Below are 25051 nucleotides of genomic sequence, written 5' to 3'. Positions count from 1 at the left end.
CGTCTAGATTCCTTTCCGGTGGCAGGCGGTCGCGGGCGAAGTCCGCTCCAGAACGTTGCGTGAGCGTTGACAGGAGGTACCCGCGTGGTGAAGCGGGTCGGTGGGCAGGAGGGCACGCTCTGGCGTGGTCTCAAGGTGATCGGCATCGGTATCCGGCAGGAGCCGCTGATCTTCGCGGCGGCCGTCCTGGGGTCCGCGCTCTACGGTGCGGGCACGGCGGGTGGTGGCTGGCTGCTCGGCCGGATCACCGACAAGGTGCTCACCCCGGCGTTCGAGGCGGGGCGGATCGAGGGCGGTGAGCTCGCCCGCGCGGGGCTGTTGCTGGCCGGGGTCGCGGTGCTCACCGCGATCGGTGTGGTCGGCCGGCGGGTCGCGGCCGGGCTGACGTCCTACCGGCTGATGGCCCGCTACCGCCGGCTGCTCACCCGGCAGTACCTGCGCCTTCCGCTGGAATGGCACCACCGGCACCCGGCCGGGATGCTCCTGTCCAACGCGAACGCCGACGTCGAGGCCACCTGGATGGTCTTTGCGCCGCTGCCGATGGCGATCGGCGTGTTCGTCATGCTGCTGGTGGCCGGCGCCGCCATGCTCGTGGCCGATCCGGTGCTCGGTGCGGTGGGCCTGCTCGTGCTGCCCTGGGTGGTCCTGCTCAACGCGGTCTACCAGCGCTACATGTCCCCGGCGGTGACCCGGGCCCAGGCCGAGCGCGGTGAGGTCTCCAGCGTGGCGCACGAGAGCCTCGAGGCCGCGGCGGTGGTCAAGAGCCTGGGCCGCGAGGCCTCCGAGACCGAGCGTTTCGCCGCCCGTGCCGCCCAGCTGCGGGTGGCCAACGTCCGGGCCGGCCGGCTGCGCGCCGCCTTCGACCCGTTGATGGAGGCGATCCCCACCCTCGGCACCCTGGCGGTGCTGGGCGTCGGGGCCTGGCGGGTGCAGAACGGGCACGCCGGCACCGGCGACGTGGTGCAGGTGGCCTACCTGCTCAGCCTGGTGGCGTTCCCGCTGCGCTCGATGGGCTGGGTGCTCGGCGAGATCCCGCGCACGGTGGTGGGCTGGGAGCGCACCAATGCGGTGCTGTCCGAGACGGCGTCGATGCCCTACGGCCAGGCCGAGCCCGCCCCCGGCGGCGCCGTGGCCGTGCAGCTCGAAGAGGTCGCCTACGCCTACGCCGACAACGAGGGCGACCACTACGAGGTGCTGCACGACATCGATCTCCAGGTCGGCGCCGGGCGCACCCTGGCCCTGGTCGGACCCACCGGGGCGGGCAAGTCCACCCTGGCCACCCTGCTGGTGCGGCTGGTCGACCCGGCCAAGGGCACGGTCCGGCTCGACGGTACCGACGTGCGCGACCTGCGCCCGGGCGGCGTGGCCGAGCTGGCCGCGCTGGTCCCGCAGGGCACCTTCGTCTTCAACGACACGGTCCGCGACAACGTCACCCTGGGCGACGCCCGCTTCTCCGACGAGGACGTCTGGCGGGCGCTGGAGGTGGCACGGGCCGACGGTTTCGTCCGGCACCTGCCGCTGGGGCTGGACACGGTGATCGGCGAGCGCGGGGCCGACCTGTCCGGCGGGCAGCGCCAGCGGCTCGCACTGGCCCGGGCCCTGGTCCGCCGGCCCCGGCTGCTCGTGCTCGACGACGCGACGTCGGCGATCGACCCGCGCATCGAGGCCGAGATCCTGGCCGGGCTGGGCACCCTGTCCGAAGACCCGGCCGACGCCTCGGTGACGGTGGTGGTGATCGCCTACCGGCGGGCCACCATCGCCCTGGCCGACGAGGTGGCCTACCTCGAGAACGGCCGGATCGCCGACCGTGGCACGCACGCCGAGCTGCTCGCGCGCAGCCCGGGCTACCGCCGGCTGGTCACCGCCTACGACCACGACGACGAAGAACGAGAAGACCTCGACCGTGAGGCCGAGGACCTGACGGAGATGACGCGGCGATGAGCGCCACCGCAGTGGAGAAGACCGAACCGGTGGCCGGCCCGGAGAGCCGCCGGCCCGGGCTCAGCGGTACCGAGCTGACCGCCTGGCAGGTGATCAGGCGGGGCGTGGCCATCTCACCCGAGCTGGTCCAGGGCATCTGGCTCACCCTGCTGCTGGCGCTGGTCGCCACCTGCGGCCGGATCCTGGTACCGGTCGCCGTGCAGCAGACCACCGACCGGGGGCTCTCCGGCGGCGACGGGGTCCGGCTGGGCCTGGTCGCCGGCCTGGTCGCCGCCGTCGCGGCCGGCGTGGCGATCACCGCGGTGGCCTCCTACGTCAGCAACGTGCGGCTGTTCACCGCCACCGAGGCCGGGCTCGCCACGTTGCGGGTGAAGGCGTTCCGGCACATCCACGACCTGTCGGTGCTCACCCAGAACAGCGAGCGGCGCGGCGCCCTGGTGGCCCGGGTCACCACCGACGTCGACACCATCTCCACCTTCGTCCAGTGGGGCGGCCTGATCCTGGTGCTCTCGGCCGGGCAGCTGCTGGTCGCCACCATCGTCATGGCGGTCTACTCCTGGCAGCTCACCCTGTTGGTCTGGGCCTGCTTCCTGCCGCTGTTCCTGATCGCCCGGCCGCTGCAGCGCCGGGTCTCGGTGGCCTACGCCGCGGTCCGCGAGCGGGTCGGCGAGATGCTCGGCGCGATCTCCGAGGCGGTGGTCGGCGCCGACACCATCCGCGCCTACGCGGTGCAGAACCGCACCCAGGCCCGGGTCGACACGGCGATCGACCGGCACCGCCGCTCCGCCACCCGGGCCCAGATCCTGGTCGCGTTCTCGTTCACCGGCGGTGTGCTGATGTCCGGGCTGGTGGTGGCCGCGGTGGTGGTGGCCGGGGTGGCGCTCGGCATCGACGGCGGCATCAGCCTGGGCGAGCTGCTGGCCGTGCTGTTCCTGGTCCAGCTGTTCACCCAGCCGGTGCAGATGGGTACCGAGGTGCTCAACGAGCTGCAGAACGCGGCGGCCGGGTGGCGCCGGGTGATCGGGGTGCTCGACACCCCGGCCGACGTGGTCGACCCGGGCGAGCAGGGCGTGAGCCAGCCCCGGGGCCCGATCGGCGTCCGCTTCGAGCACGTCACCTTCGCCTACCCCGGCGGTGAGCCGGTGCTGCGCGACGTCAGCCTGACCATCCCGGAACGGGCGCGCGTGGCCGTGGTCGGCGAGACCGGTTCCGGCAAGACCACTCTCGCCAAACTGCTCACCCGCCTGATGGACCCGGCCACCGGACGGGTCCTGATCGACGGCGAGGACCTGCGCCGGATCAGCTTCGCCAACCTGCGCTCGCGCATCGTGATGGTGCCGCAGGAGGGCTTCCTGTTCGACCTCAGCCTCGCCGACAACATCGCCTGGGGTCGCGAGGGAGCCACCCGCGAACAGGTCGGCGAGGCCCTGGCCGAGCTCGGCCTGCTCGAGTGGGCCGAGGGCCTGCCCCGGGGCCTCGACACCCCGGTCGGCCAGCGCGGCGAGTCGCTCTCGGCCGGTGAGCGGCAGCTGCTCGCCCTGACCCGGGCCTACCTGGCCGACCCCGACCTGCTGGTGCTCGACGAGGCCACCTCGGCCGTCGACCCGGCCACCGAGGTCAAGCTCCAGGCCGCCCTCGACGGGATCACCCGGGGCCGCACCTCGGTCACGATCGCCCACCGCCTCAGCACCGCCGAGGCCGCCGACCTGGTCGTGGTGGTGGACAAGGGCGAGGTAGCCGACGTGGGCCACCACCTAGAACTGCTCCAGCGCTGCGAGCCCTACCAGCGCATGTACGCCTCCTGGCGCAACCAGACCTCCCAACCCACCACCAACACCTGACCACCCACCCAACCGTCCGCCCCACCCAACCAACCCGCCCCACCCAACCAACCCGCCCTGCTTAACCGGCCGGCCCTGCCCACTCACCCGGGCGGCCCACCCAACCGGCCCACCCAACCAGTTCGTTCCCGCCGGGCTGGCCTCAGCCGGTTCGTTCCTACCGGGCTGGCCTCAGCCGGTTCGTTCCTACCGGGCTGGCCTCAGCCGGTTCGTTCCTACCGGGCCGGCCTCAGCCGGTTCGTTCCCACCGGGCCGGCCTCAGCCGGCCCGTTCCCACCGGGCCGGCCTCAGCCGGCCCGTTCCCACCGGGCCGGCCTCAGCCGGCCCGTTCCCACCGGGTCGGCCTCAACCGGCCCGCCCTGCTCAACCGGCCTGCCCTGCCCCACTCACCCGGGCGGCCCACCCAACCGGCCCACCCAACTAGTTCGTTCCAGCCGGCCGGCCTCAACCGGCCCGTTCCCACCCGGCCGGCCTCAACCGACCCGCCCAGCTACCCCGGCCCGACTGATCCCACCCGGGCCCGACTGATCCCACCCGGGCCCGACCGACCCAACCCCACCCCGGCCCGACCGACCCCAGACCAGCCCCCGGTGGGCTGGGCCGATCTGGGGGCGCCGGCCGGTCCAGGTAGCTGACGTCAGCGCGGCGTCTCCTTGCCCGGCCCTGGTGGCGAAGGCCAGGAACGGGGGCACTGGGGAGGGGCCGGACGATCACTTCTCCTTCAGAAGACCGCACGCCGGGACGGCGCCGACCAAGAAGTGCGGGCGACCGACCCAAGACTGAGCTTGGGCAAGCCGTCCGACCGACGGGCTGGAAGATGCTCGGACTATGCGTAAAGAAAGTCCCCTATCCAGCAGACAGATCGTCTCGGCCATCCTCATCACGAAGGCCGCGTCGGCCAGGTGAAGCCAGGGCGAGACTCTATTCACACGTTGAGCCCGCCAGTTGGCGACCACCGAACCCGCCCGCCCGGCCTGCCTCCGGCGATCGCTGTGCCGGTTCGGCGTGCTTGTCACCGGCGATCGATGAGCCAGTCCGCCCTGCTTGTCACCGGCGACCGCGGAACGAGTCCGCCCTACCCGTCACCGGCAATCGCTGAGCCAGTCCCATGCCCGCCCCCCGCCAGCCAGTCGTCGACCGCGGCCGACCCCTGAGCGCCCGCGGCCCAGCCAAGCCGCCACCGCGAGCCACCCTGCGTGCCAGGCCACCTATCAGACCCGGCAACCGAAACCACCCGCCACACCGAAGCACTCGCAGACCGGCCCCACCACACCGAGGGCAGTTCTCCACACCCAAGAACCAGCCAAGGACAGCCCGCCGAACCCGGTCAGCCGAACTGATCCGGTGTATCCGCGGCGGCCGTGTGCAAGACCTCGTCCCCACTGCGGTCCCGGGCCCGTGGCAGGGAGACGGCGTGCCGGTCCGCGATGCGCTGCAGCCGACGCCGCTGCTTGCGATAGCGGCGTTGCACACCCTTGCGCAGTCGCCCGGCCAGCACCTCGCTGATCTCGCGGGCCGAGAGATCCTCTACCCGGGCCAACTCCTTCTGCGACCGGGCCGAACCGGGCAGCCCGTCCTGCTCGCCGATGCCGCGTGCCACCTCGTCCGGGAAGAAGGCATTGCCGCTGCTGGCCCTCGAGACCACCCCGAGAATTGCCTGCACCGCAGTGTCCACCGGCACCAGGCCAGGGGCCGGGGCAGCCTGCGGAGCACCGGCGTAGGCCTCGGTCAGCAGGTCCGCGTCCCCGATCACCGTCATTCCTTCCCGCTCCAGGGCACTGATCGTGTCCCGGTAGCCCTGGGCCAGCGAGACCGCGCGCTCCACCGCCCATTCCGGGGTGTGAACGGCGGCCTCCTCGTCGGAAGGCATGAGCTCCACGGTCCGCAGGACCGAGCCGTAGCGGACCAGGTCGGCGTACTCCCTCCAGGGGAAGTCGCGCTCGCGCAGTTGCACGTTCAGCCGACGGAACAACTCGGTCTCGGCCGCCGACATCGACCGGTTCTGCCGCCCACCCCGCACCCCGGTGAGCGTCCCCGCCGGAAGGTGCAGGAGATCGTCGAAAGTCCGCATCAGCAGGCCCCGGTCGGCCGGGTCGAGCACCACCGTGGTGAGGTTCTCGGCACCGGCCGCCTCGGTCCAGCGCTGGAGCACCGCCCCCTGGTCGTGACGCCGCCAGAACGAGGGTGTGACACCCCGCTTCGGTGGTGATGCGAGCATCGCCGAGCACCACTGCGCGTAGTCCAGCTGGTGACCGCTCTTCAGGTACTGCTGCCAGGCCGACGGCATGATCCGGGTCAGCGGCCGCAGGGTCAGCACCACCCGCACCTGGCCCCGCCCACCCAGGTCGGCCACGATCCGGTCGGCGACCTCCGGCGTCGCCTCGCACAAGTACTCACTGGACACGAAGCGCAGCCCTGGTGCGGCCTGGGCCAGCAGCCGCCGCCAGTGCCGATCGCTGTGTGCGCGTTCACCGGCCTGCCAGCCCACACCCTGGCCGAGCACTCCGAGGGCGGCCCGGGCCTGTTCCAGCGGAGTCCCGGGCATGCTCAGCCCGAACGCCTCCAGACCGCCGGGCGAGCGGCTCTTCAGATCCTCCAGGGAGGCCTGGATCGCCGTGGTCCCGGTCTTGGGAGCGCCAATGTGAAGCAGAGTGGGCATAACCCCATCATTCAGTGAACGCAGGGGGTCGCGCACGCTAACGAGGTGTGAAACGCCTGTGTAGACAGGTAACGGCAGTCCTTCGAGCCCAAGTCAGGGGTGGGGCCACACGGCCTGCACCCCGGCGATGCCACTATTGGCCGGTGAGTGCGACCCCAGTAGATCCTTCCGCCGGCTCCCCGCTGGAGCCCGCCCTGGCCGCGAGACTGCGCCGCAACGCCGACAACCTGGTCAGCGCCGTGGTCCAGCAGTGGGACACCCGCGAGGTGCTGATGGTCGGCTGGATGGACGACGAGGCTCTGCATCGCACGCTGACCTCCGGCCGGGTCACCTTCTGGAGCCGCAGCCGCCAGGAGTACTGGCGCAAGGGCGACACCTCCGGCCACGTGCAGTGGGTGAAGTCGGTGGCACTGGACTGCGACGGCGACGCCCTGCTGGTGACCGTCGACCAGGTCGGCGCCGCCTGCCACACCGGCGACCGCACCTGCTTCGACGCCGACCGGCTGGACGCGGTCACCGGCCCCGTGCTCACCCCGCCGAACAACCAGACCGAGGAGTCCCCCGCGTGAGCGTGACCAGCCCGGCCGAAGACACTCAGGAGACCGTCCCCACCGACCTGGGCTTCGGCGGCACCTGGCCGGACCTCGACGGCTTCCGGCGTCTGGCCGCCGACCGCCGTGTCATCCCGGTGGTGCGCCGGTTCCTGGCCGACGGCGAGACCCCGATCGGCGTCTACCGCAAGCTGGCCGGCAACCGGTCCGGCACCTTCCTGCTGGAGTCCGCCGAGCACGGCGGGGTCTGGTCGCGCTACAGCATCGTCGGTGCCGCGAGCCGGGCCACGCTGACCGCCCGCGACGGGGTGGCGCACTGGATCGGTGACCCGCCGGTGGGCGTCCCGACCGGGGGAGACCCGCTGGCCGCCCTGCGCGACACGGTGGAGGCACTGCGGGCCCCCCGCCTGCCGGGCCTGCCTCCGCTGACCGGGGGAATGGTGGGCTACGTCGGCTGGGAAGCGGTGCGTCGCTGGGAGAAGCTGCCCAACCCGCCGCAGGACGAGCTCGAGGTGCCGGAACTGGCCATGAGCCTGGCCACCGACCTGGCCGTGCTCGACCACTCCGACGGCACGCTGCTGCTGATCGCCAACGCGGTGAACTACGACGGGACCGACGAGCGGGTCGACGAGGCCTGGGCCGACGCCGTTTCCCGGCTCGACCGGATGACCCGTCAGCTGGCCGAGCCCGCGCCGAGCACAGTCGCCGTGCACGCCCCCGCGCCGACCGACCTGAAGCCCCGCGAGCGCAGCCGGCGCGACGACTACATCGCCTCGGTCCTGCAGGGCAAGCGCGGCATCGTCGACGGCGAGGTGTTCCAGGTGGTGCTCTCGCAGCGCTTCGACCTGGACTGCCCGGCCGACGCGATCGACGTGTACCGGGTGCTGCGGGCCTCCAACCCCAGCCCCTACATGTACCTCTACCGCACCGAGGACGCGGCCGGCCGTGAACTGGCGGTGGTCGGTTCCAGCCCGGAGGCGCTGGTCAAGGTCACCGACGGCCGGGCGATCACGCACCCGATCGCCGGGACCCGTCCCCGGGGCGCCACCGCCGGTGAGGACAACGACCTGGCCGAGGACCTGCTGGGAGACGCCAAGGAACGCGCCGAGCACCTGATGCTGGTCGACCTGGCCCGCAACGACCTGCAGAAGGTCTGCGTCGCAGGCAGCGTCGAGGTGGTCGACTTCATGGAGGTCGAGCGCTACAGCCACGTCATGCACCTGGTCTCCACCGTGGAGGGCCGGATCGCGGAGGGGAACAGCGCGTACGACGTCCTGCGCGCCACCTTCCCGGCGGGCACCCTCTCCGGCGCTCCGAAGCCCCGCGCGATGCAACTGATCGACGAGCTCGAGCCGGTCCGGCGCGGCCTCTACGGAGGCGTCGTGGGCTACCTCGACGTGGCCGGGGACATGGACTTCGCGATCGCCATCCGTACGGCGCTGCTGCGTGAGGGGGTGGCTCACGTACAGGCCGGCGCGGGCATCGTGGCCGACTCGGTACCGGAGAGCGAGGACCAGGAGTGCCGGAACAAGGCCGCCGCGGTCCTGCGCGCAGTGGCGGTGGCCGCCACCATCCGTGAGGTCGCCGAAGAGAACCAAACAATGGACGAGGGGCGCCAGTGAGCGCCCAACCCGCCTCTGCGTCGGCGGGCTCCCGGTGGGCGAGCCTCACCGGGCGTCGCACGGTGGTGATGACCGGGCTGCTCGGTGCCGGTCTGATCCTGCTGGGGGTCTCCCGACCCTGGGGCACCGTCCAGGTGGTCAACCTTGCTTCGTTCGGTGACTTGGAGATCAGCGGGGCCACGGCGGCCCCGGCCGGCACGGCGGTGGCGCTCGCCGTGGCCGCCGCCTCACTGGTGCTGACCATTGCCGGCCGGGTCGTGCGTTTCCTCATCCCCTTCGGCGTGCTCGTTGCGGGGGCGGCGCTGGCCTACAGCGGGGTGGCCACCCTCAGCAAGCCCGACGAGGCCGCCGGGAACGCCGTGCGCGACACACTCAGCCTCGGCGGCGGCGACTTCGTCGACGGCTTCACCTTCACCACCAGCCTGAACGGCTGGGGCTGGATCTACGTCGCCGGCGCCCTGGTGATCGTCCTGGCCGGGCTGCTCGGGGTACTCGGCAGCCGGTCCTGGCCGGTGGGCGGGAAGCGGTTCGAGCGGGAGGCGACCAAGAGCCCGATCGAGGACGAGGGGCGCCCGGCCGTCGGTGGATGGTCCAGTTCCGCGGACGTCTGGGACGCGCAGAACCGCGGCGAGGACCTGACGTCGGACCCGGCCCCGAACGGGTCCGACCGCAGCTGAGCCACCGCGGCACACCCCCTGACCGCCGGCCAGGGGGTGTGCCGCGACGGCCGGCCGGTGAACCGATATCGTCCCTGCAGGCCCGGCTGAATCAGCCGACAGAATGTGGGCCGTTCGAAAGGGGACGCAATGGCGGGCACGAAAGAACACCCGAAGCCTCCGGAGCAGGACTTCCACGACCCGTACGGGCACGGCCACTCGGTCGCCGCCTGGGTCTCGGTCACGGTCGTGATGTTCGGGGCTCTGCTCATGACCATCGCCGTCGCGATCGGCTGGGACATGCTCTGGTTGTTCGTCGTCGGCGCCGTGGTGGCCGTCGTGGCCGGCCCGGTCACCGGCAAGGTCCTCGGCGCGATGGGTTTCGGCGCGCAGCGCTCCACCCACTGAGGGCACCACCGGCCCCCGTTACGCGTTGGCCGGGGTAGAGGCCCGGTGAGAACCCGGCCGGCCGCCCCGGCAGCAGTCGTTCCGGGGGCGGTGGCCGGTCACTTGCCGGGCGGCAACGCGCCGGTAGCCTCCGTTCCGGCCAAGTGCCCCCCAGACCCGTAGCGACCTTGAGGTGACCATGTCGGAGTACGGCTCCACCCCGCCCCGCGACCCGCGAAGAGAGGGCGAGCACGGGCCGGACGAGCAGGACGGCCGTCAGTCCGCGTCCGGGCAGCCGGGTCAGCCCGACCAGACGGGCCAGACGGGTCAGACGAGTCAGGGCAGCTACGGCCAGTCGCAGTACGGGCAGAGCGGGCCCACCTACGGCCAGAGCGGGCCTACCTACGGCCAGGGCCAGTCCGGTTCGGGTGACAGCCAGTACGGCCAGGGTTCATCCTCCTACGGTCAGGGGCAGTCCTCGTCTGGGCAGAATCAGCCGCCTTACGGTCAGTCCCAGTCCTCGTATGGCCAGTCCGGCTCTGGTGGTGACCAGTACGGGCAGGGTTCGTCTGCCTACGGTCAGGGGCAGTCCTCGTCGGGACAGAGTCAGCCGCCTTATGGTCAGTCCCAGTCCTCCTATGGCCAGTCCGGCTCCGGTGGCGACCAGTACGGCCAGGGTTCGTCGGCCTACGGCCAGGGGCAGCCCTCGTCCGGGCAGAGTCAGCCGCCCTACGGTCAGTCCCAGTCCTCGTACGGGCAGTCCGGCTCTGGTGGTGACCAGTACGGGCAGGGCTCGTCCTCCTACGGCCAGTCCGGCTCCGGTGACGGCCAGTACGGCCAGGGTCAGCCTTCCTACGGCGGCCAGCCGTCCTACGGCCAGCAGCCCGAGCCCGGTTCGCCCGCGCAGCAGTACGGCCAGGGCCAGTACGGGCAGGGTCAGTACGGCCAGGGGCAGCCGCAGTACGGGCAGCAGCCCGCCTACGGCGACAACCCCTACGGCCAGCAGCCCGCCTACGGTTCGTTCGGCCAGCAGCCCTACGGCAACCCGATGGGCGGCGGCATCCCGGCCAACATCGAGTTCTCCAGCATGGGCCGCCGCCTCGGCGCGTTCCTGCTCGACGGCCTGATCCTGGGCGTCGCCGGCGCCCTGCTCGGGGTGATCTGCTTCGGCCTGATGGCCTCCGGCAGCGACCTCGAGAACCCGGACACCCTGCTCGCCTCGGCCGCCTACATGACGTTCTGGGGCCTGGCCTTCGTCGGCTCGCTGGCGTACCAGATCGGCTTCGTGGCCCTGCGCGGCGCCACCCCGGGCAAGATGATCCTGGGCATCCGCATCGTCCGCACCGAGGACGGCCGGGTCCCCGGCTGGGTGCCGGCCATCCTGCGCTGGCTCGTGCCGTTCGTCGGCAGCTTCGTCTGCGGCATCGGCCAGCTGGTGGTCTACCTCTCGCCGTTCTTCGACTCCAGCGGCCGCCGCCAGGGCTGGCACGACATGGCCGCCAAGACCGTGGTGATCAAGGTCTGAACCCGGTGAAGGAGCTCTGCGGGGCGGGTCCGTGCCGATGGACGTGAACCCGCCCGCAGACCCGCCCGCACACCAAGCTGACGAGGCACGCCAGGAACCCCGGGCAAACAGCGCCCCCGCCCGCCCCCAGCCGTACGCGGCCCTGGCCCGGCCGAAGACCCGCCCCAGGGCCCTGCCTCACCCACGAGCCCTGACCCACCTCCAGGGCCCAGCTCACCCCCGGGCCCGTCCCCTCGCCGTGGCCACCGTCCTGGCCGCCGCCACCGGCTACCTGGCCGCCGTGGACCCGTCCGAGCCGGGCCACTACCCGGGCTGCCCGATCCTGGCCCTGACCGGCTGGTACTGCCCGGGCTGCGGCGGTCTGCGGGCCATCCACCACCTTACCCGGGGCGACCTGCTCGCGGCGGCATCCTCGAACCTCGTCGTCACCCTCGCGGTGCCGGTCGCCGTCGTCCTCTGGTTCCGCTGGTTCCTGCGCACCCCGAGAACAGCCCCCCGGGAAGCGGGCCCCCCGGAAACGGCCTCCCCGCCAGCCGGCACCCGGGATGTGGGCGCAGTGGAACCCGGCTCCCGGGATGTGGGGAGTTCGGTGCCTGGCACCCGGGATGTGGGTGTCCAGGAACCTGGCTTGCGGGATGTGGGTGTCCCGGAGACTGGCGCCTGGGATGTGGGGAGGTCGGTGCCTGGCTCCCGGGATGTGGGTGCTCTGGAAACTGGCTTCCGAGAAGTGGGTGCCCCGGAGTCTGGCTCCGAGGATGTGGGTGCTCTGGAGTCTGGCTCTCAGAATGTGGGTGTCCCGGAAACTGGCGCCTGGGATGTGGGGAGCTCGGCGCCTGGCTCCCGGGATGTGGGTGCTCTGGAAACTGGCTTGCGGGATGTGGATGCCCCGGAGTCTGGCCCTCAGAATGCGGGCGCCCCGGAAACTGGCGCCTGGGATGTGGGGAGCTCGGCGCCTGACTCCCGGGATCTGGGTGCCCTGGAACCTGGCCTCCGGGAAGCGGGGCCCCCGGAATCTGGCTCTCAGAATGTTGGTGCCTTGAAACCTGGCTCCCGGGATGTTGGTGCCCCAAAATCCGGCTCCTGGGATGTGAGTGCCCTGGAACCAGGCTTCCGGGAAGCGGGCCCCCCGGAATCGGGCTCCCAGAATGTTGGTGCCCCAGAATCTGGCTCCGGGGATGTGGGTGTCCGGGAGCCCGGCACCCGGGAAGCCCGCCCTCCAGGCACTCACGCACCAGAATCCAGCACCCCGAAAACCCGCACGCACCAGGCCAGTGCCCTGGAATCCCCCTTCCCAGAAGCTCCTGTCCCCGCAGCCCGGGCCCTGCGACCCCGGACCCCGAGTCCCACCGTCCCGACGCCCCCGCCTCCCTCCCCAGCCCTCCCGAACGGGCGCCTACCTTCTGGTACCCGGGTGTGGCCGCTGACCCTCCTGGCGCTCGGGCTTATCCTCTTCGCGGTGCTACGGAACCTTCCGGGCCTCGAAGTACTCGCTCCATAGCACAACCTCCGGGGCCGGGACCTGCGGGTCCATGCGCACCGTAGGGGACGGAGCACCCTCCGGGCATCGGTACCATCGACGGGTTGACACCACCGCGTGACGAGCGATTTGACGAGGAGCCTTGTGTGACTGTGCTCGATGAGATCCTCGTCGGGGTCAGAGCTGACCTGGAAGAACGCCAGGCCGCCACGCCGCTGGAGAAGCTCCAGGAACGGGCCGCCCAGCTGCCCTCGGCGAAACCGGCAGAGTCGGTGCTGCGGCACGGCGACACCGTCAAGGTGATCGCCGAGGTGAAACGGTCCAGCCCGAGCAAGGGTTCCCTGGCCGAGATCGGCGACCCGGCGGGCCTGGCCACCGAGTACGAGTCCGGCGGCGCCTCGGTGATCAGCGTGCTCACCGAGAAGCACCGCTTCGGCGGCAGCCTGGAAGACCTGGCCAACGTCCGCGCCGCGGTCGACGTGCCGGTCCTGCGCAAGGACTTCGTCTTCACCAGCTACCAGGTGTGGGAGGCCCGGGCCACCGGCGCCGACGCCATCCTGCTGATCGTCGCCGCACTCGAGCAGGAGGCCCTGGTCTCGCTGATCGAGCGGGTCCAGTCGGTCGGCATGACCCCGCTGGTCGAGGTGCACGACGAGGAAGAGGTCAAGCGGGCGGTGGACGCGGGCGCCACGGTGATCGGGGTCAACGCCCGGAACCTGAAGACCCTCGAGGTCGACCGCAACACCTTCGCCCGGCTCGCCCCCACGATCCCCTCGGGCATCGTGCGGATCGCCGAGTCCGGCGTGCGCGGCCCGCACGACGTGCTCGACTACGCCCGCTCCGGCGCCCACGCGGTGCTGGTCGGCGAGAGCCTGGTGGTCGGCAACAACCCGCGGGGAGCCGTGGCCGACCTGGTCGCCGCGGGCTCGCACCCCGCGCTGCGGGCCGGCCGTTCCTCCTAAGAACAGCGAGAACTGAAAGCGATGACGGACACCACCGGTCCCACCACGCCGACCAGCGAGCGCCTGCGCGACGCCGTCGGCCCCTACTTCGGCCGGTTCGGCGGCCGCTTCGTCCCGGAGGCCCTGGTGGCCGCCCTGGACGAGCTCGACGCCGCGTTCGCCGCCGCCCAGGTCGACCCGGCGTTCATCGCCGAGCTCGAGCAGCTGCACCGCACCTACTCGGGCCGGCCGAGCATCCTCACCGAGGCTCCCCGGTTCGCCGCGCACGCGGGCGGCGCCCGGGTCCTGCTCAAGCGCGAGGACCTGAACCACACCGGCTCGCACAAGATCAACAACGTGCTCGGCCAGGCCCTGCTCACCAAGCGGATGGGCAAGCCGCGGGTGATCGCCGAGACCGGGGCCGGTCAGCACGGCGTGGCCACCGCCACCGCGGCCGCGCTGATGGGCCTGGAGTGCGTGATCTACATGGGCGAGGAGGACACCCGGCGGCAGGCGCTCAACGTCGCCCGGATGCGCCTGCTCGGCGCCGAGGTGGTGCCGGTCACGGCCGGTTCGCGCACCCTGAAGGACGCGATCAACGAGGCGATGCGTGACTGGGTCACCAACGTCGACACCACGCACTACCTGCTCGGCACGGTCGCCGGGCCGCACCCGTTCCCGACCATGGTGCGCGAGTTCCACCGGGTCATCGGGGAGGAGGCCCGCGCCCAGGTCCTCGAGCTCACCGGCCGGCTGCCGGACGTGGTCACCGCCTGCGTCGGTGGCGGCTCCAACGCGATCGGCATCTTCCACGCCTTCCTCGACGACCCGCAGGTCGGGCTGCTCGGCCTCGAGGCCGGCGGCGACGGGATCGAGACCGGCCGGCACGCCAGCTCGATCACCGGTGGTGCGGCCGGGGTGCTGCACGGCAACCGGACGTTCATCCTGCAGGACGACGACGGCCAGACGATCGAGAGCCACTCGATCTCGGCCGGGCTGGACTACCCGGGCGTCGGCCCGGAGCACGCCTGGCTGGCCGAGTCCGGCCGGGCCCGTTACGAACCGGTCACCGACGCGGACGCGATGGAGGCCTTCCAGCTGCTGTGCCGCACCGAGGGCATCATCCCGGCGATCGAGAGCTCGCACGCCCTGGCCGGGGCGATCCGTGAGGGCCGGCGGCTCGGGCCGGAGGGCATCGTGCTGGTCAACCTCTCCGGCCGGGGTGACAAGGACGTGGACACCGCGGCCCGCTGGTTCGGCCTGGTCTCCTCGGACGACCTGGTCGCCTCGGAGGCCGAAAGGGTCGTGGCCGCCGACGAACTGAAGAACGAGGGCAGCAAGTGAGCAGCGTCGCACCGGTCCTCGCCCAGGCCAAGGCCGAGGGGCGGGCCGCCCTGATCGGTTACCTGCCGGTGGGCTTCCCCGACCACGACGCCTCGATCGCCGCGATGGTGGCGATGGTCGAGAACGGCGTCGACATCGTCGAGATCGGCGTGCCCTACAGCGATCCGCTGATGGACGGCCCGGTCATCCAGCACGCCGTCGAGGCGTCCCTGGCTGCCGGTGCCCGGCCGCGCGACACGCTCAAGGCCGCTGCGGCGGTGGCCGAGGCCGGCGCCCCCGCGCTGCTGATGTCCTACTGGAACCTGGTCGACCGTTACGGCGTGCCGAAGCTGGCCGCCGACCTGGCCGCCGCCGGGGGAGCGGGCCTGATCACGCCCGACCTGATCCCGGAAGAGGCGGGGGAGTGGGTCGAGGCCTCCGACGAGCACGGCCTGGACCGGGTCTTCCTGGTCGCGCCGTCGTCCACCGACGGCCGGCTGGCGATGACCGCCGCCGCCTGCCGGGGTTTCGTCTACGTGGCCTCGACGATGGGCGTCACCGGGGTGCGCTCCAGCGTGAACGACGCGGCCGAGGTCCTGGTGCGCCGGACCCGGGCCGTCACCGACCTGCCGCTGTGCGTCGGTCTGGGCGTCTCGAACGCCGAACAGGCCGCCCAGGTGGCCGGTTTCGCCGACGGGGTGATCGTCGGGTCAGCCTTCGTGCGGGCCCTGGCCGAGGCCTCCTCGCCGGCCGAGGGCGTACGCGCCGTTGGTGAGCTTTCTGCGAAACTGGCCGAGGGCGTCCGTTCGGGGCGATCCGCCGACTTGTAGACCCACGACCGAGGAGGTAGCGGGATGAACGCCGCACTGCTGACGGCGATCCCGAGTCCGGACCAGGGGGTCTGGCATCTCGGCCCGCTCCCGCTGCGGGGCTACGCGCTGAGCATCCTGATCGGGATCGGCCTGGCCATCTGGACCTGCCAGGTGCGCTGGAAGGCCCGGGGCGGCGACCCGACGGTGGTGCTCGACATCGCCACCTGGGCCGTGCCTTTCGGTGTGGTGGGGGGTCGCCTCTACCACGTGATCACCTCTCCGCAGCAGTATTTCGGCGAGAACGGCGACCCGGTCAAGGCCCTGTACGTCTGGGAGGGCGGCCTGGGCATCTGGGGGGCCGTCGCCCTGGGGGCCCTCGGTGCCTGGATCGCCTGCCGCCGCAGGGGAATCCGGCTTCCTCCGTTCGGTGACGCGCTGGCCCCCGGGCTGCTGTTCGCGCAGGCGTTCGGCCGGCTGGGCAACTGGTTCAACAACGAGCTCTACGGCAAGGCGCTGGACGAGAGCAATCCGTTCGCGCTGAAGATCTACGAGTGGGACAACTCGGCCGGCCGGGCGATCCGCGACTCGATGGGCGAGCCGGTCGTGCAGGGCTACTACCACCCCACGTTCCTGTACGAGGCGCTCTGGAACGTCCTGGCCGCGCTCTTCATCATCTGGGCCGACCGCCGCTTCCGGCTGGGGCACGGCCGGGTGTTCGCGCTCTACGTGATGTCGTACTGCCTGGGACGCGGTTTCATCGAGACCTTGCGCATCGACGAGGCGAACCACATCCTTGGTCTGAGACTGAACGTGTGGACGTCCGTCCTGCTGTTCACCGGCGGTCTCGTCTACCTGCTGATCTCGTCCCGGCTGCGGCCCGGTCGTGACTCCTCCCTGTACTGGCCCGGGCGTGAACCCGCGGTCGGCGGGCAGGACGAGCCGACCGCCACCGCACCGGATCCGGTCCCGGCGGTGGGCGAGAGTTCTGGCAGCGGCACGAAGGACGTCGACGAGAACGGCAAGGGTGCCGTTCCCGAGGCCGAGGCGGTAGCGAAGAAAACCGGCGACTGACCGGATTTTCTCGCGCTTTCACCGGCCCCGCACCGAACGTCTTACGGCGGAACAGCCGTGAAACACGATTGATCGTCAGGTACCTCCCGGATCCGGCATCTCCCCAGGTGGGTGGGGGATGCCGGGTCAGGAAATCCCACGAAGTCGCAGGTTTCACAAAGGTTTCGAAATGCCACACCGACCCGTTACAGTGTCGACAACCCGAGGGCCATAGGCGTCCCCCTGCGCGGATCATCTGGGCGTTCCTCTTCGGCCCCATCGCGGTGATCATCGACATGGCACCGGGTCGTTCACCACGCTTGAAGAGCCCCAGCGACCACGAGGTGCAGATCATGGTCTCCCCCTATCGGCGGTTCTCCGCCCAGCCCGCTCCGGTGGGGCTGTACGACGCCTCGAACGAGCACGACGCCTGTGGTGTCGCGTTCGTCGCCACCATGCGTGGCGAGCCCGGTCACGACATCGTCGAGGCCGCCCTCACGGCGCTGCGTAACCTCGACCACCGCGGCGCCGTCGGCGCCGAGGTCGACACCGGCGACGGCGCGGGCATCATCACCCAGGTCCCCGACGCGTTCTTCCGTGAGCTGCTGCGCGACGACCTCGGGGTGCAGCTCCCGCCGCAGGGCAGCTACGCGGTCGGTACCGGCTTCCTGCCGCAGGACGAGGCCGAGCGGGCCGCCGCCGAGGCGGTCATCGAGCGGATCGCCGCCGAGGAGGGCCTGGCCGTCCTGGCCTGGCGCGACGTCCCGGTCACCCCGGGTCTGGTCGGCGCCGCGGCGGCCTCCTGCCAGCCGGTCTTCCGGCAGATCTTCGTGGCCTCCACCCCTGGTCGGGTGGTCGGCATGGCGCTCGAGCGCCGGGCGTTCCGGCTGCGCAAGCGCGCCGAGATCGAGGCCGAGGTCTACTTCCCCTCGCTGTCCTGCCGCACCATCGTCTACAAGGGCATGCTGACCACCGGCCAGCTCGAGCCCTTCTTCCCGGACCTGTCCGACCGGCGCTACAGCACCGAGCTGGCCATCGTGCACTCCCGGTTCTCCACCAACACCTTCCCGTCCTGGCCGCTGGCGCACCCGTTCCGGATGATGGCGCACAACGGCGAGATCAACACGGTGAAGGGCAACCGCAACTGGATGCGGGCCCGCGAGAGCGCCCTGGCCAGCGACGTCATCCCCGGTGACCTCGAGCAGCTGTTCCCGGTCTGCGACCCGCAGGGCAGCGACACCGCCTCGTTCGACGAGGTGCTGGAACTGCTCCATCTGGGTGGTCGTTCGCTGCCCCACGCGGTGCTGATGATGATCCCCGAGGCGTGGGAGAACCACGCCGAGATGGACCCGGCCCGCCGCGCGTTCTACGAGTTCCACTCCATGTTCATGGAGCCGTGGGACGGCCCGGCCAACGTCTGCTTCACCGACGGCACCCTGATCGGCGCCGTGCTCGACCGCAACGGCCTGCGTCCCGGCCGCTACTGGGTCACCGACGACGGCCTGGTGGTGCTCGCCTCCGAGGCCGGCGTGCTCGACCTCGACCCGGCCACCGTGGTCAAGAAGGGCCGGGTCCAGCCCGGCAAGATGTTCCTGGTCGACACCGACCACGGCCGGATCATCGACGACGAGGAGATCAAGACCACCCTCGCCGGTCAGCACCCGTACGACGAGTGGCTGCACGCCGGCCGGATCCGGCTGAGCGACCTGCCGCCGCGTGAGCACATCGTGCACACCCACAAGTCGGTCGCCCGGCGCCAGCAGACCTTCGGCTTCACCGAGGAGGAGCTCAAGCTCATCGTCGCGCCGATGGCCAAGAGCGGCGCCGAGCCGCTCGGCTCGATGGGTACCGACACCCCGGTGGCCGTGCTGTCCAAGCGCCCGCGGCTGCTGTTCGACTACTTCACCCAGCTCTTCGCCCAGGTCACCAACCCGCCGCTGGACGCGATCCGGGAAGAACTGGTCACCGCGATGAGCGTGTCGATCGGCCCCGAGCGCAACCTGCTGGCCGCCTCCCCGGCGCACTGCCGCAAGCTGGTGCTGCCCTCCCCGGTGATCGACAACGACGCGCTGGCCAAGATCCTGCACGTCAACGACGACGGTGACCTGCCCGGCTACGCCACCGGCACGATCCGCGGCCTGTACCGGGCCGACGGCGGGGGCGAGGCCCTGGCCGAGCGGCTGGCCGAGATCTGCGCCGAGGCCTCGGCGATGGTCGCCGAGGGCGCGCGGTTCATCGTGCTGTCCGACCGCGACAGCACCGCCGACCTCGCCCCGATCCCCTCGCTGCTGCTCACCAGCGCCGTGCACCAGCACATGGTGCGGGAGAAGACCCGTACCCAGATCGGCCTGGTGGTCGAGGCCGGTGACGTGCGCGAGGTGCACCACGTGGCGCTGCTGATCGGTTTCGGCGCCGAGCTGGTGAACCCGTACCTGGCCATGGAGAGCGCCGAGGACCTGGTCCGTAACGGTGTGGTCACCGGGGTCACCCCGGAGAAGGCCGTCCAGAACGTGATCAAGGGCCTGGGCAAGGGGGTGCTGAAGGTGATGTCCAAGATGGGCATCTCCACCGTCGCCTCCTACCGCGGCGCCCAGGTGTTCGAGGCGATCGGCCTCTCGCAGGAACTGGTCGACACCTACTTCGCCGGGGTCACCTCGCAGCTCGGCGGCATCGGCCTGGACGTGGTGGCCGAGGAGAACGCCGCCCGGCACGCCATGGCCTACCCGCCGGACGGTCAGCGCAGCCCGCACAAGCGCCTGCCCACCGGTGGCGAGTACCAGTGGCGGCGGGACGGTGAGGAGCACCTGTTCAACCCGGACACCGTGTTCCGGCTCCAGCACGCCACCCGCAACCGGCGTTTCGACATCTTCAAGGAGTACACCTCCCGGATCGACGAGCAGTCCGAGCGGCTGATGACGCTGCGCGGCCTGTTCCGGTTCAAGGCCGACCGCCAGGCCGTTCCGATCGAGGAGGTCGAGCCGGCCTCGGAGATCATCAAGCGGTTCTCCACCGGTGCGATGTCCTACGGGTCCATCTCCCAGGAGGCGCACCAGACCCTGGCGATCGCGATGAACCGGATCGGCGGCAAGTCGAACACCGGTGAGGGCGGCGAGGACGTCGAGCGTCTGCTCGACCCCACCCGGCGCAGCTCGATCAAGCAGGTCGCCTCCGGCCGGTTCGGCGTGACCAGCATGTACCTGACCCACGCGGACGACATCCAGATCAAGATGGCCCAGGGCGCCAAACCCGGTGAGGGCGGCCAGCTCCCGGGCGAGAAGGTCTACCCCTGGGTGGCCCGGACCCGGCACTCCACGCCGGGCGTCGGCCTGATCTCTCCGCCGCCGCACCACGACATCTACTCCATCGAGGACCTCGCCCAGCTCATCCACGACCTGAAGAACTCCAACCCGTCCGCCCGCGTGCACGTCAAGCTGGTGGCCGAGGTCGGGGTGGGTACGGTCGCGGCCGGGGTGAGCAAGGCGCACGCCGACGTCGTCCTGATCTCCGGACACGACGGCGGTACCGGTGCGGCCCCGCTGACCAGCCTCAAGCACGCCGGCGGCCCGTGGGAGCTCGGCCTGGCCGAGACCCAGCAGACCCTGGTGCTCAACGGCCTGCGCGACCGGATCGTGGTGCAGGCCGACGGCCAGCTCAAGACCGGCCGGGACGTGGTGATCGCGGCCCTGCTGGGCGCCGAGGAGTACGGCTTCGCCACCGCCCCCCTGGTGGTCTCCGGCTGCATCCTCATGCGGGTCTGTCACCTGGACACCTGCCCGGTCGGCATCGCCACCCAGAACCCGGACCTGCGTTCGCGTTTCAGCGGCAAGCCGGAGTTCGTCGAGACCTTCTTCGAGTACATCGCCGAGGAGGTCCGCGAGCACCTGGCGGCGCTCGGCTTCCGCTCGCTCGACGAGGCGATCGGTGCGGTCGAGGCGCTCGACACCACCGCCGCGGTGCAGCACTGGAAGGCCTCGGGTCTGGACATCAGCCCGATGCTGGCGGTGCCCGAGGCGCCCTACGGCCCGTCCCGGCGCCGCACCACGGTGCAGGACCACGGTCTGGAGAAGGCGCTCGACCACACCCTGATCTCGCTGGCCGCCGACGCCCTGGAGCGCTCCGAGCAGGTGCGCTTCGAGGTGCCGGTGCGCAACGTCAACCGCACCGTCGGCACCATGCTCGGTCACGAGGTGACGAAGCGGTTCGGTGAGCACGGTCTGCCCGACGACACCATCGACGTCACCCTGACCGGTTCGGCCGGCCAGTCGTTCGGCGCCTTCCTGCCCCGCGGGGTCACCCTGCGGCTGGTCGGTGACGGCAACGACTACGTGGGCAAGGGCCTGTCCGGCGGCCGGGTGGTGGTCCGCCCGGACAAGGTGGCCAGCTTCTCGGCCGAGCAGAACATCGTGGCCGGCAACGTCATCGGGTTCGGCGCCACCAGCGGCGAGATCTTCCTGCGGGGCCAGGTGGGCGAGCGCTTCTGCGTGCGCAACTCCGGCGCCACCGTGGTCTCCGAGGGTGTGGGCGACCACGGCTGCGAGTACATGACCGGTGGTGTGGTGGTGGTCCTGGGCCGCACCGGGCGCAACTTCGCGGCCGGCATGTCCGGCGGTGAGGCGTTCGTGCTCGACCTGCGCACCAGCCGGGTCAACACCGAGCTGGTCGACCTGCTCCCGGTCGAGGGCGAGCACGCGGACCGGCTGCGCGCCCTGGTGCAGAAGCACCGCGACGAGACCGAGTCGGCGGTGGCCTGGCGGTTGCTGCAGGACTGGGACGCCGCCCTGGCGCGGTTCACCCGGGTCCTGCCGCGCGCCTACGCACGTGTCATGTCGGTCCGTACCCAAGCAGAGGCAGAAGGCCTCGACCTCGACTCCGACGAGGTCTGGTCGCGAATCATGGAGGCTTCCCGTGGCTGACCCGAGGGGTTTCCTCAACACCCGCCAGCGTGAGCTCCCGGCCCGCCGGCCGGTCCCGATCCGTCTCAAGGACTGGAAAGAGGTCTACGAGGCGACCGAGAAGCCACAGCTGCAGCGCCAGGCCGGGCGCTGCATGGACTGCGGGGTCCCGTTCTGCCACAACGGCTGCCCGCTCGGGAACCTGATCCCGGAGTGGAACGACCTGGTCTGGCGGGACGACTGGCACGAGGCGATCGAGCGGCTGCACGCCACCAACAACTTCCCGGAGTTCACCGGGAAGCTGTGCCCGGCGCCGTGCGAGTCGGCCTGCGTGCTGGGCATCAACCAGCCGCCGGTGACGATCAAGCAGGTCGAGGTCACCACGATCGAGAAGGCATTCGAGGCCGGCTGGGTCCAGCCGCTGCCGCCCGAGCGCCTGACCGGCAAGACGGTGGCGGTGATCGGCTCGGGTCCCTCCGGCCTGGCCGCGGCCCAGCAGCTCACCCGGGCCGGCCACACGGTGGCGGTCTACGAGCGCGCCGACAAGATCGGTGGCCTGCTGCGTTACGGCATCCCCGAGTTCAAGATGGAGAAGCGCCACGTCGACCGCCGGCTGGCGCAGATGGAGGCCGAGGGCACCCGCTTCCGGCCCGGCGTGGACGTCGGTGTCGAGCTCACCGGGCAGCAGCTGCGCGACCGCTACGACGCGGTGGTACTGGCGATCGGGGCCACCGCCGCCCGCGACCTGCCCACCCCCGGGCGTGAGCTGGCCGGCATCCACCAGGCCATGGAGTACCTGCCCCAGGCCAACCGGTCGGCCCTGGGCGAGGAGGTGCCCGGCCAGATCGATGCCAAGGACAAGGACGTCGTGATCATCGGTGGCGGTGACACCGGCGCCGACTGCCTCGGCACCGCCCTGCGCCAGGGGGCCCGGTCGGTCACCCAGCTGGAGATCATGCCGCGCCCGTCCGACGAGCGTCCTTCCAGCCAGCCCTGGCCGACCTACCCGATGACGTTCAAGGTCGCCTCCGCGCACGAGGAGGGCGGCGAGCGCGTCTACGCGATCAGCACCCAGGAGTTCCTCGGCGACGAGGACGGCCGGGTGCGGGCGCTGAAGCTCGTCGAGGTCGAGTTCAAGGACGGCCGGTTCGCCCCGGTCGAGGGCACCGAGCGGGAGATCCCGGCCCAGCTGGTGTTCCTGGCCATGGGCTTCACCGGCCCGCAGAAGGAGGGCCTGCTCGAGCAGCTGGCCGTCGACCTGGACCAGCGCGGCAACGTGGCCCGGGACAACTCGTACATGAGCAGCGTGCCCGGGGTCTTCGTCGCCGGGGACGCGGGCCGGGGCCAGTCGCTGATCGTCTGGGCGATCGCCGAGGGCCGTTCCTGCGCCGCGTCGGTGGACACCTGGCTGTCCGGTTCCACCACGCTGCCCACCGCGATCCCGCCGACCGCCCGGCCGCTCACGGTCTGACGGTGTGATCAAGGTCTGACAAGAGATCTTGGGCACGGCGCCTCCGGGACCCGATCGCGTCCCGGAGGCGCCGTGGTCTGTCCGGAAGATCCACCGATGGACGCTCGTGGGGCACCTGTGCGGGACCGACACGCCCGGGCTCGTCCACCATCTGGTGACACCTGGATGAAGGTCTTTGCGACATCCGCAAGAGGGTGACCACTGCATGAAGCCGTCACCGGGTACAGGGCTAAGCTCAGTGACATGCGCCGCGCCAAAATGGTTTGCACCATGGGCCCGTCTACGCAAGGCCGACTGGTTGAGTTCGTCGAGGCCGGGATGGACATCGCCCGCCTGAACCTCAGCCACGGCTCGTATGCGGACCACGAGAAGATGTACACAGAGATCAGGGCTGCCGCCGAGGCCACCGGCCGCGCGGTCGGTGTCATGGTCGATCTCCAGGGACCCAAGATCCGCCTGGGCCGGTTCGCCGACGGCCCGGTCGAGCTGGTCAACGGAGCCACCTTCACGATCACCACGGACGACATCCAGGGTGACGTGAACCGCTGCTCGACCACCTACAAGGGCCTGCCCGGCGACGTGAAGGCCGGCGACCCGGTCCTGATCGACGACGGCAAGATCTCCCTGAAGGTCACCGAGGTCAAGGGCAACGACGTCGTCCTCGAGGTCGTCGTCGGCGGTACCGCCTCGAACAACAAGGGCATCAACCTGCCCGGCACCACGGTCAGCGTGCCGGCCCTGTCCGACAAGGACGAGGCCGACCTGCGCTGGGCGCTGAAGCTGCGGGCCGACATGATCGCCCTGTCGTTCGTCCAGCGCGGCTCCGACATCGAGGACGTCCGCCGGATCATGGCCGACGAGGGCGTGAAGCTCCCGGTCATCGCCAAGATCGAGAAGCCGCAGGCGATCGACAACCTGGACGAGATCGTCCGGGCCGCCGACGCGATCATGGTGGCCCGGGGCGACCTGGGCGTCGAGCTGCCCCTGGAGGACGTGCCGATCGTCCAGAAGCAGGCCGTCTCGCTGGCCCGTCGCCTGGCCAAGCCGGTCATCGTCGCCACCCAGGTGCTCGAGTCGATGATCGACATGCCGCGCCCGACCCGGGCCGAGGTGTCCGACTGCGCCAACGCCGTCCTCGACGGCGCCGACGCGGTCATGCTGTCCGGCGAGACCAGCGTGGGCAACTACGCCCTCGAGGCGGTCCAGACGATGAGCCGGATCATCACCAGCACCGAGGACCACGGTCTGGAGCGGATCCCGCCGCTGGGCACCCAGCCCTCCACCACCGGTGGTGCGGTCACCCTGGCGGCCGCCACGGCCGGCCGGCTGCTGGGCGTGAAGTACCTGGTCACGTTCACCCAGTCGGGTGACAGTGCGCGCCGGATGGCCCGGCTGCGCTCGGCGATCCCGCTGCTGGCCTTCACCCCCGACCCGGCCGTGCGGGCCCAGCTCACGCTGGTCTGGGGCGTCGAGACGTACCTGACCGACGTGGTCGAGCACACCGACGAGATGGTGATGCAGGTCGACCAGGAGCTGATGAAGTCCGGCAAGTGCTCCGAGGGTGACCTGGTGGTCATCGTCGCCGGGGCGCCTCCGGGCATCCCGGGCTCCCTGAACGCCATGCGGGTGCACCGCATCGGTGACGCCGTCAACGGTGTCGCCCCGGCGTACGTGCGGGCCGGCAAGGCCTGACCGACGCGCAAGGGCCCGCTCCCCGTCGGGGGAGCGGGCCCTTCTGCTTGTGCCGGGTGCGGGATTCGAACCCGCACGCCCTCTCGGACGGAGCATTTTGAGTGCTCTGTGTCTGCCATTCCACCAACCCGGCCGGCCGGCCCTGAGGCCGCACGGGTGAGCTTAGCGCGCGCGGCGGCCCCGTCGGGAACGCCCCGGTACCGCCCGCCCA

The 25051-nt window shown here is 71.2% G+C and carries 15 protein-coding genes, 1 tRNA gene and 2 pseudogenes; 15 read left to right on the top strand and 3 right to left on the bottom strand.

The features are described from left to right. Positions 1–84 precede the first annotated feature (84 nt). Both QSK18_RS21100 and QSK18_RS21095 read left to right on the top strand, forming a co-directional pair. Positions 85–1941, top strand: coding sequence for an ABC transporter ATP-binding protein (locus QSK18_RS21100; protein ID WP_285622202.1), 1857 nt, complete (start codon positions 85–87; stop codon positions 1939–1941). Further along, positions 1938–3782 (top strand): ABC transporter ATP-binding protein, encoded by a 1845-nt coding sequence (locus tag QSK18_RS21095; RefSeq protein ID WP_232815153.1) that lies wholly within the window; start codon positions 1938–1940, stop codon positions 3780–3782. The genes QSK18_RS21100 and QSK18_RS21095 overlap by 4 nt, the downstream gene beginning before the upstream one ends. Positions 3783–5109: 1327 nt before the next feature. On the opposite strand, the gene QSK18_RS21090 is transcribed toward QSK18_RS21095, so the two are convergent. Continuing rightward, complete coding sequence (locus QSK18_RS21090) at positions 5110–6441, bottom strand: hypothetical protein (protein WP_232815243.1); 1332 nt, start codon at positions 6439–6441, stop codon at positions 5110–5112. Positions 6442–6584: 143 nt separating this feature from the next. Here QSK18_RS21090 and hisI point away from each other — a divergent pair, with 143 nt between their 5' ends. The 6 genes and pseudogenes from hisI to QSK18_RS36295 all read left to right on the top strand — a co-directional run. Then, the gene (gene hisI / locus QSK18_RS21085) at positions 6585–7010 is read left to right on the top strand and encodes a phosphoribosyl-AMP cyclohydrolase (protein ID WP_232815244.1); all 426 of its coding nucleotides are present in this window, start codon (positions 6585–6587) and stop codon (positions 7008–7010) included. Continuing rightward, the gene (locus QSK18_RS21080) at positions 7007–8614 is read left to right on the top strand and encodes an anthranilate synthase component I (RefSeq protein WP_285622199.1); all 1608 of its coding nucleotides are present in this window, start codon (positions 7007–7009) and stop codon (positions 8612–8614) included. The genes hisI and QSK18_RS21080 overlap by 4 nt, the downstream gene beginning before the upstream one ends. Next, positions 8611–9291 carry a Trp biosynthesis-associated membrane protein gene (locus tag QSK18_RS21075; RefSeq protein WP_285622195.1) on the top strand — a complete coding sequence of 227 codons (681 nt, stop codon included), beginning with the start codon at positions 8611–8613 and terminating at the stop codon, positions 9289–9291. The genes QSK18_RS21080 and QSK18_RS21075 overlap by 4 nt, the downstream gene beginning before the upstream one ends. A 129-nt stretch (positions 9292–9420) precedes the next feature. Then, positions 9421–9678, top strand: coding sequence for an HGxxPAAW family protein (locus tag QSK18_RS21070; RefSeq protein WP_232815247.1), 258 nt, complete (start codon positions 9421–9423; stop codon positions 9676–9678). A 178-nt stretch (positions 9679–9856) separates the two neighbouring features. After that, entirely contained in the window at positions 9857–11182 is a 1326-nt protein-coding gene (locus QSK18_RS21065; protein WP_285622949.1) for an RDD family protein, read from the top strand. Positions 11183–11219: 37 nt separating this feature from the next. Then, a pseudogene (locus QSK18_RS36295) lies at positions 11220–11630 on the top strand (DUF2752 domain-containing protein); the annotation flags it as partial. Positions 11631–11879: 249 nt separating this feature from the next. Here QSK18_RS36295 and QSK18_RS36290 read toward each other — a convergent pair. Beyond that, positions 11880–12410, bottom strand: a pseudogene (locus tag QSK18_RS36290) (pentapeptide repeat-containing protein); the annotation flags it as partial. Positions 12411–12805: 395 nt separating this feature from the next. On the opposite strand from QSK18_RS36290, the gene trpC reads away from it, so the two are divergent. The 7 genes from trpC to pyk all read left to right on the top strand — a co-directional run bounded on the left by trpC (position 12806) and on the right by pyk (position 24840). Further along, positions 12806–13621 carry an indole-3-glycerol phosphate synthase TrpC gene (gene trpC, locus QSK18_RS21060; RefSeq protein WP_232815248.1) on the top strand — a complete coding sequence of 272 codons (816 nt, stop codon included), beginning with the start codon at positions 12806–12808 and terminating at the stop codon, positions 13619–13621. A gap of 21 nt (positions 13622–13642) precedes the next feature. Continuing rightward, on the top strand, positions 13643–14944 hold the full coding sequence (gene trpB / locus QSK18_RS21055; RefSeq protein WP_232815249.1) for a tryptophan synthase subunit beta: 1302 nt from the start codon (positions 13643–13645) through the stop codon (positions 14942–14944). Next, entirely contained in the window at positions 14941–15753 is an 813-nt protein-coding gene (gene trpA / locus QSK18_RS21050) for a tryptophan synthase subunit alpha (RefSeq protein WP_232815250.1), read from the top strand. The genes trpB and trpA overlap by 4 nt, the downstream gene beginning before the upstream one ends. Positions 15754–15777: 24 nt before the next feature. Further along, positions 15778–16806, top strand: a complete 1029-nt coding sequence (lgt, locus tag QSK18_RS21045; RefSeq protein ID WP_232815251.1) for a prolipoprotein diacylglyceryl transferase — start codon at positions 15778–15780, stop codon at positions 16804–16806. Between the two features lie 332 nt (positions 16807–17138). Further along, positions 17139–21698, top strand: coding sequence for a glutamate synthase large subunit (gene gltB, locus QSK18_RS21040; protein ID WP_285622185.1), 4560 nt, complete (start codon positions 17139–17141; stop codon positions 21696–21698). After that, entirely contained in the window at positions 21691–23148 is a 1458-nt protein-coding gene (locus QSK18_RS21035; protein WP_232815253.1) for a glutamate synthase subunit beta, read from the top strand. The genes gltB and QSK18_RS21035 overlap by 8 nt, the downstream gene beginning before the upstream one ends. A gap of 243 nt (positions 23149–23391) precedes the next feature. Next, on the top strand, positions 23392–24840 hold the full coding sequence (pyk, locus tag QSK18_RS21030) for a pyruvate kinase (RefSeq protein WP_269811349.1): 1449 nt from the start codon (positions 23392–23394) through the stop codon (positions 24838–24840). Between the two features lie 50 nt (positions 24841–24890). On the opposite strand, the gene QSK18_RS21025 is transcribed toward pyk, so the two are convergent. Then, positions 24891–24973 (bottom strand) — tRNA-Leu (locus QSK18_RS21025). Positions 24974–25051 lie beyond the last annotated feature (78 nt).

This window comes from Kineosporia sp. NBRC 101677 (assembly GCF_030269265.1).
GTDB lineage: Bacteria > Actinomycetota > Actinomycetes > Actinomycetales > Kineosporiaceae > Kineosporia > Kineosporia rhizophila.
Note: the sequence above shows the minus strand (reverse complement) of the source record. Positions and strands in the feature narration are given on the sequence as shown.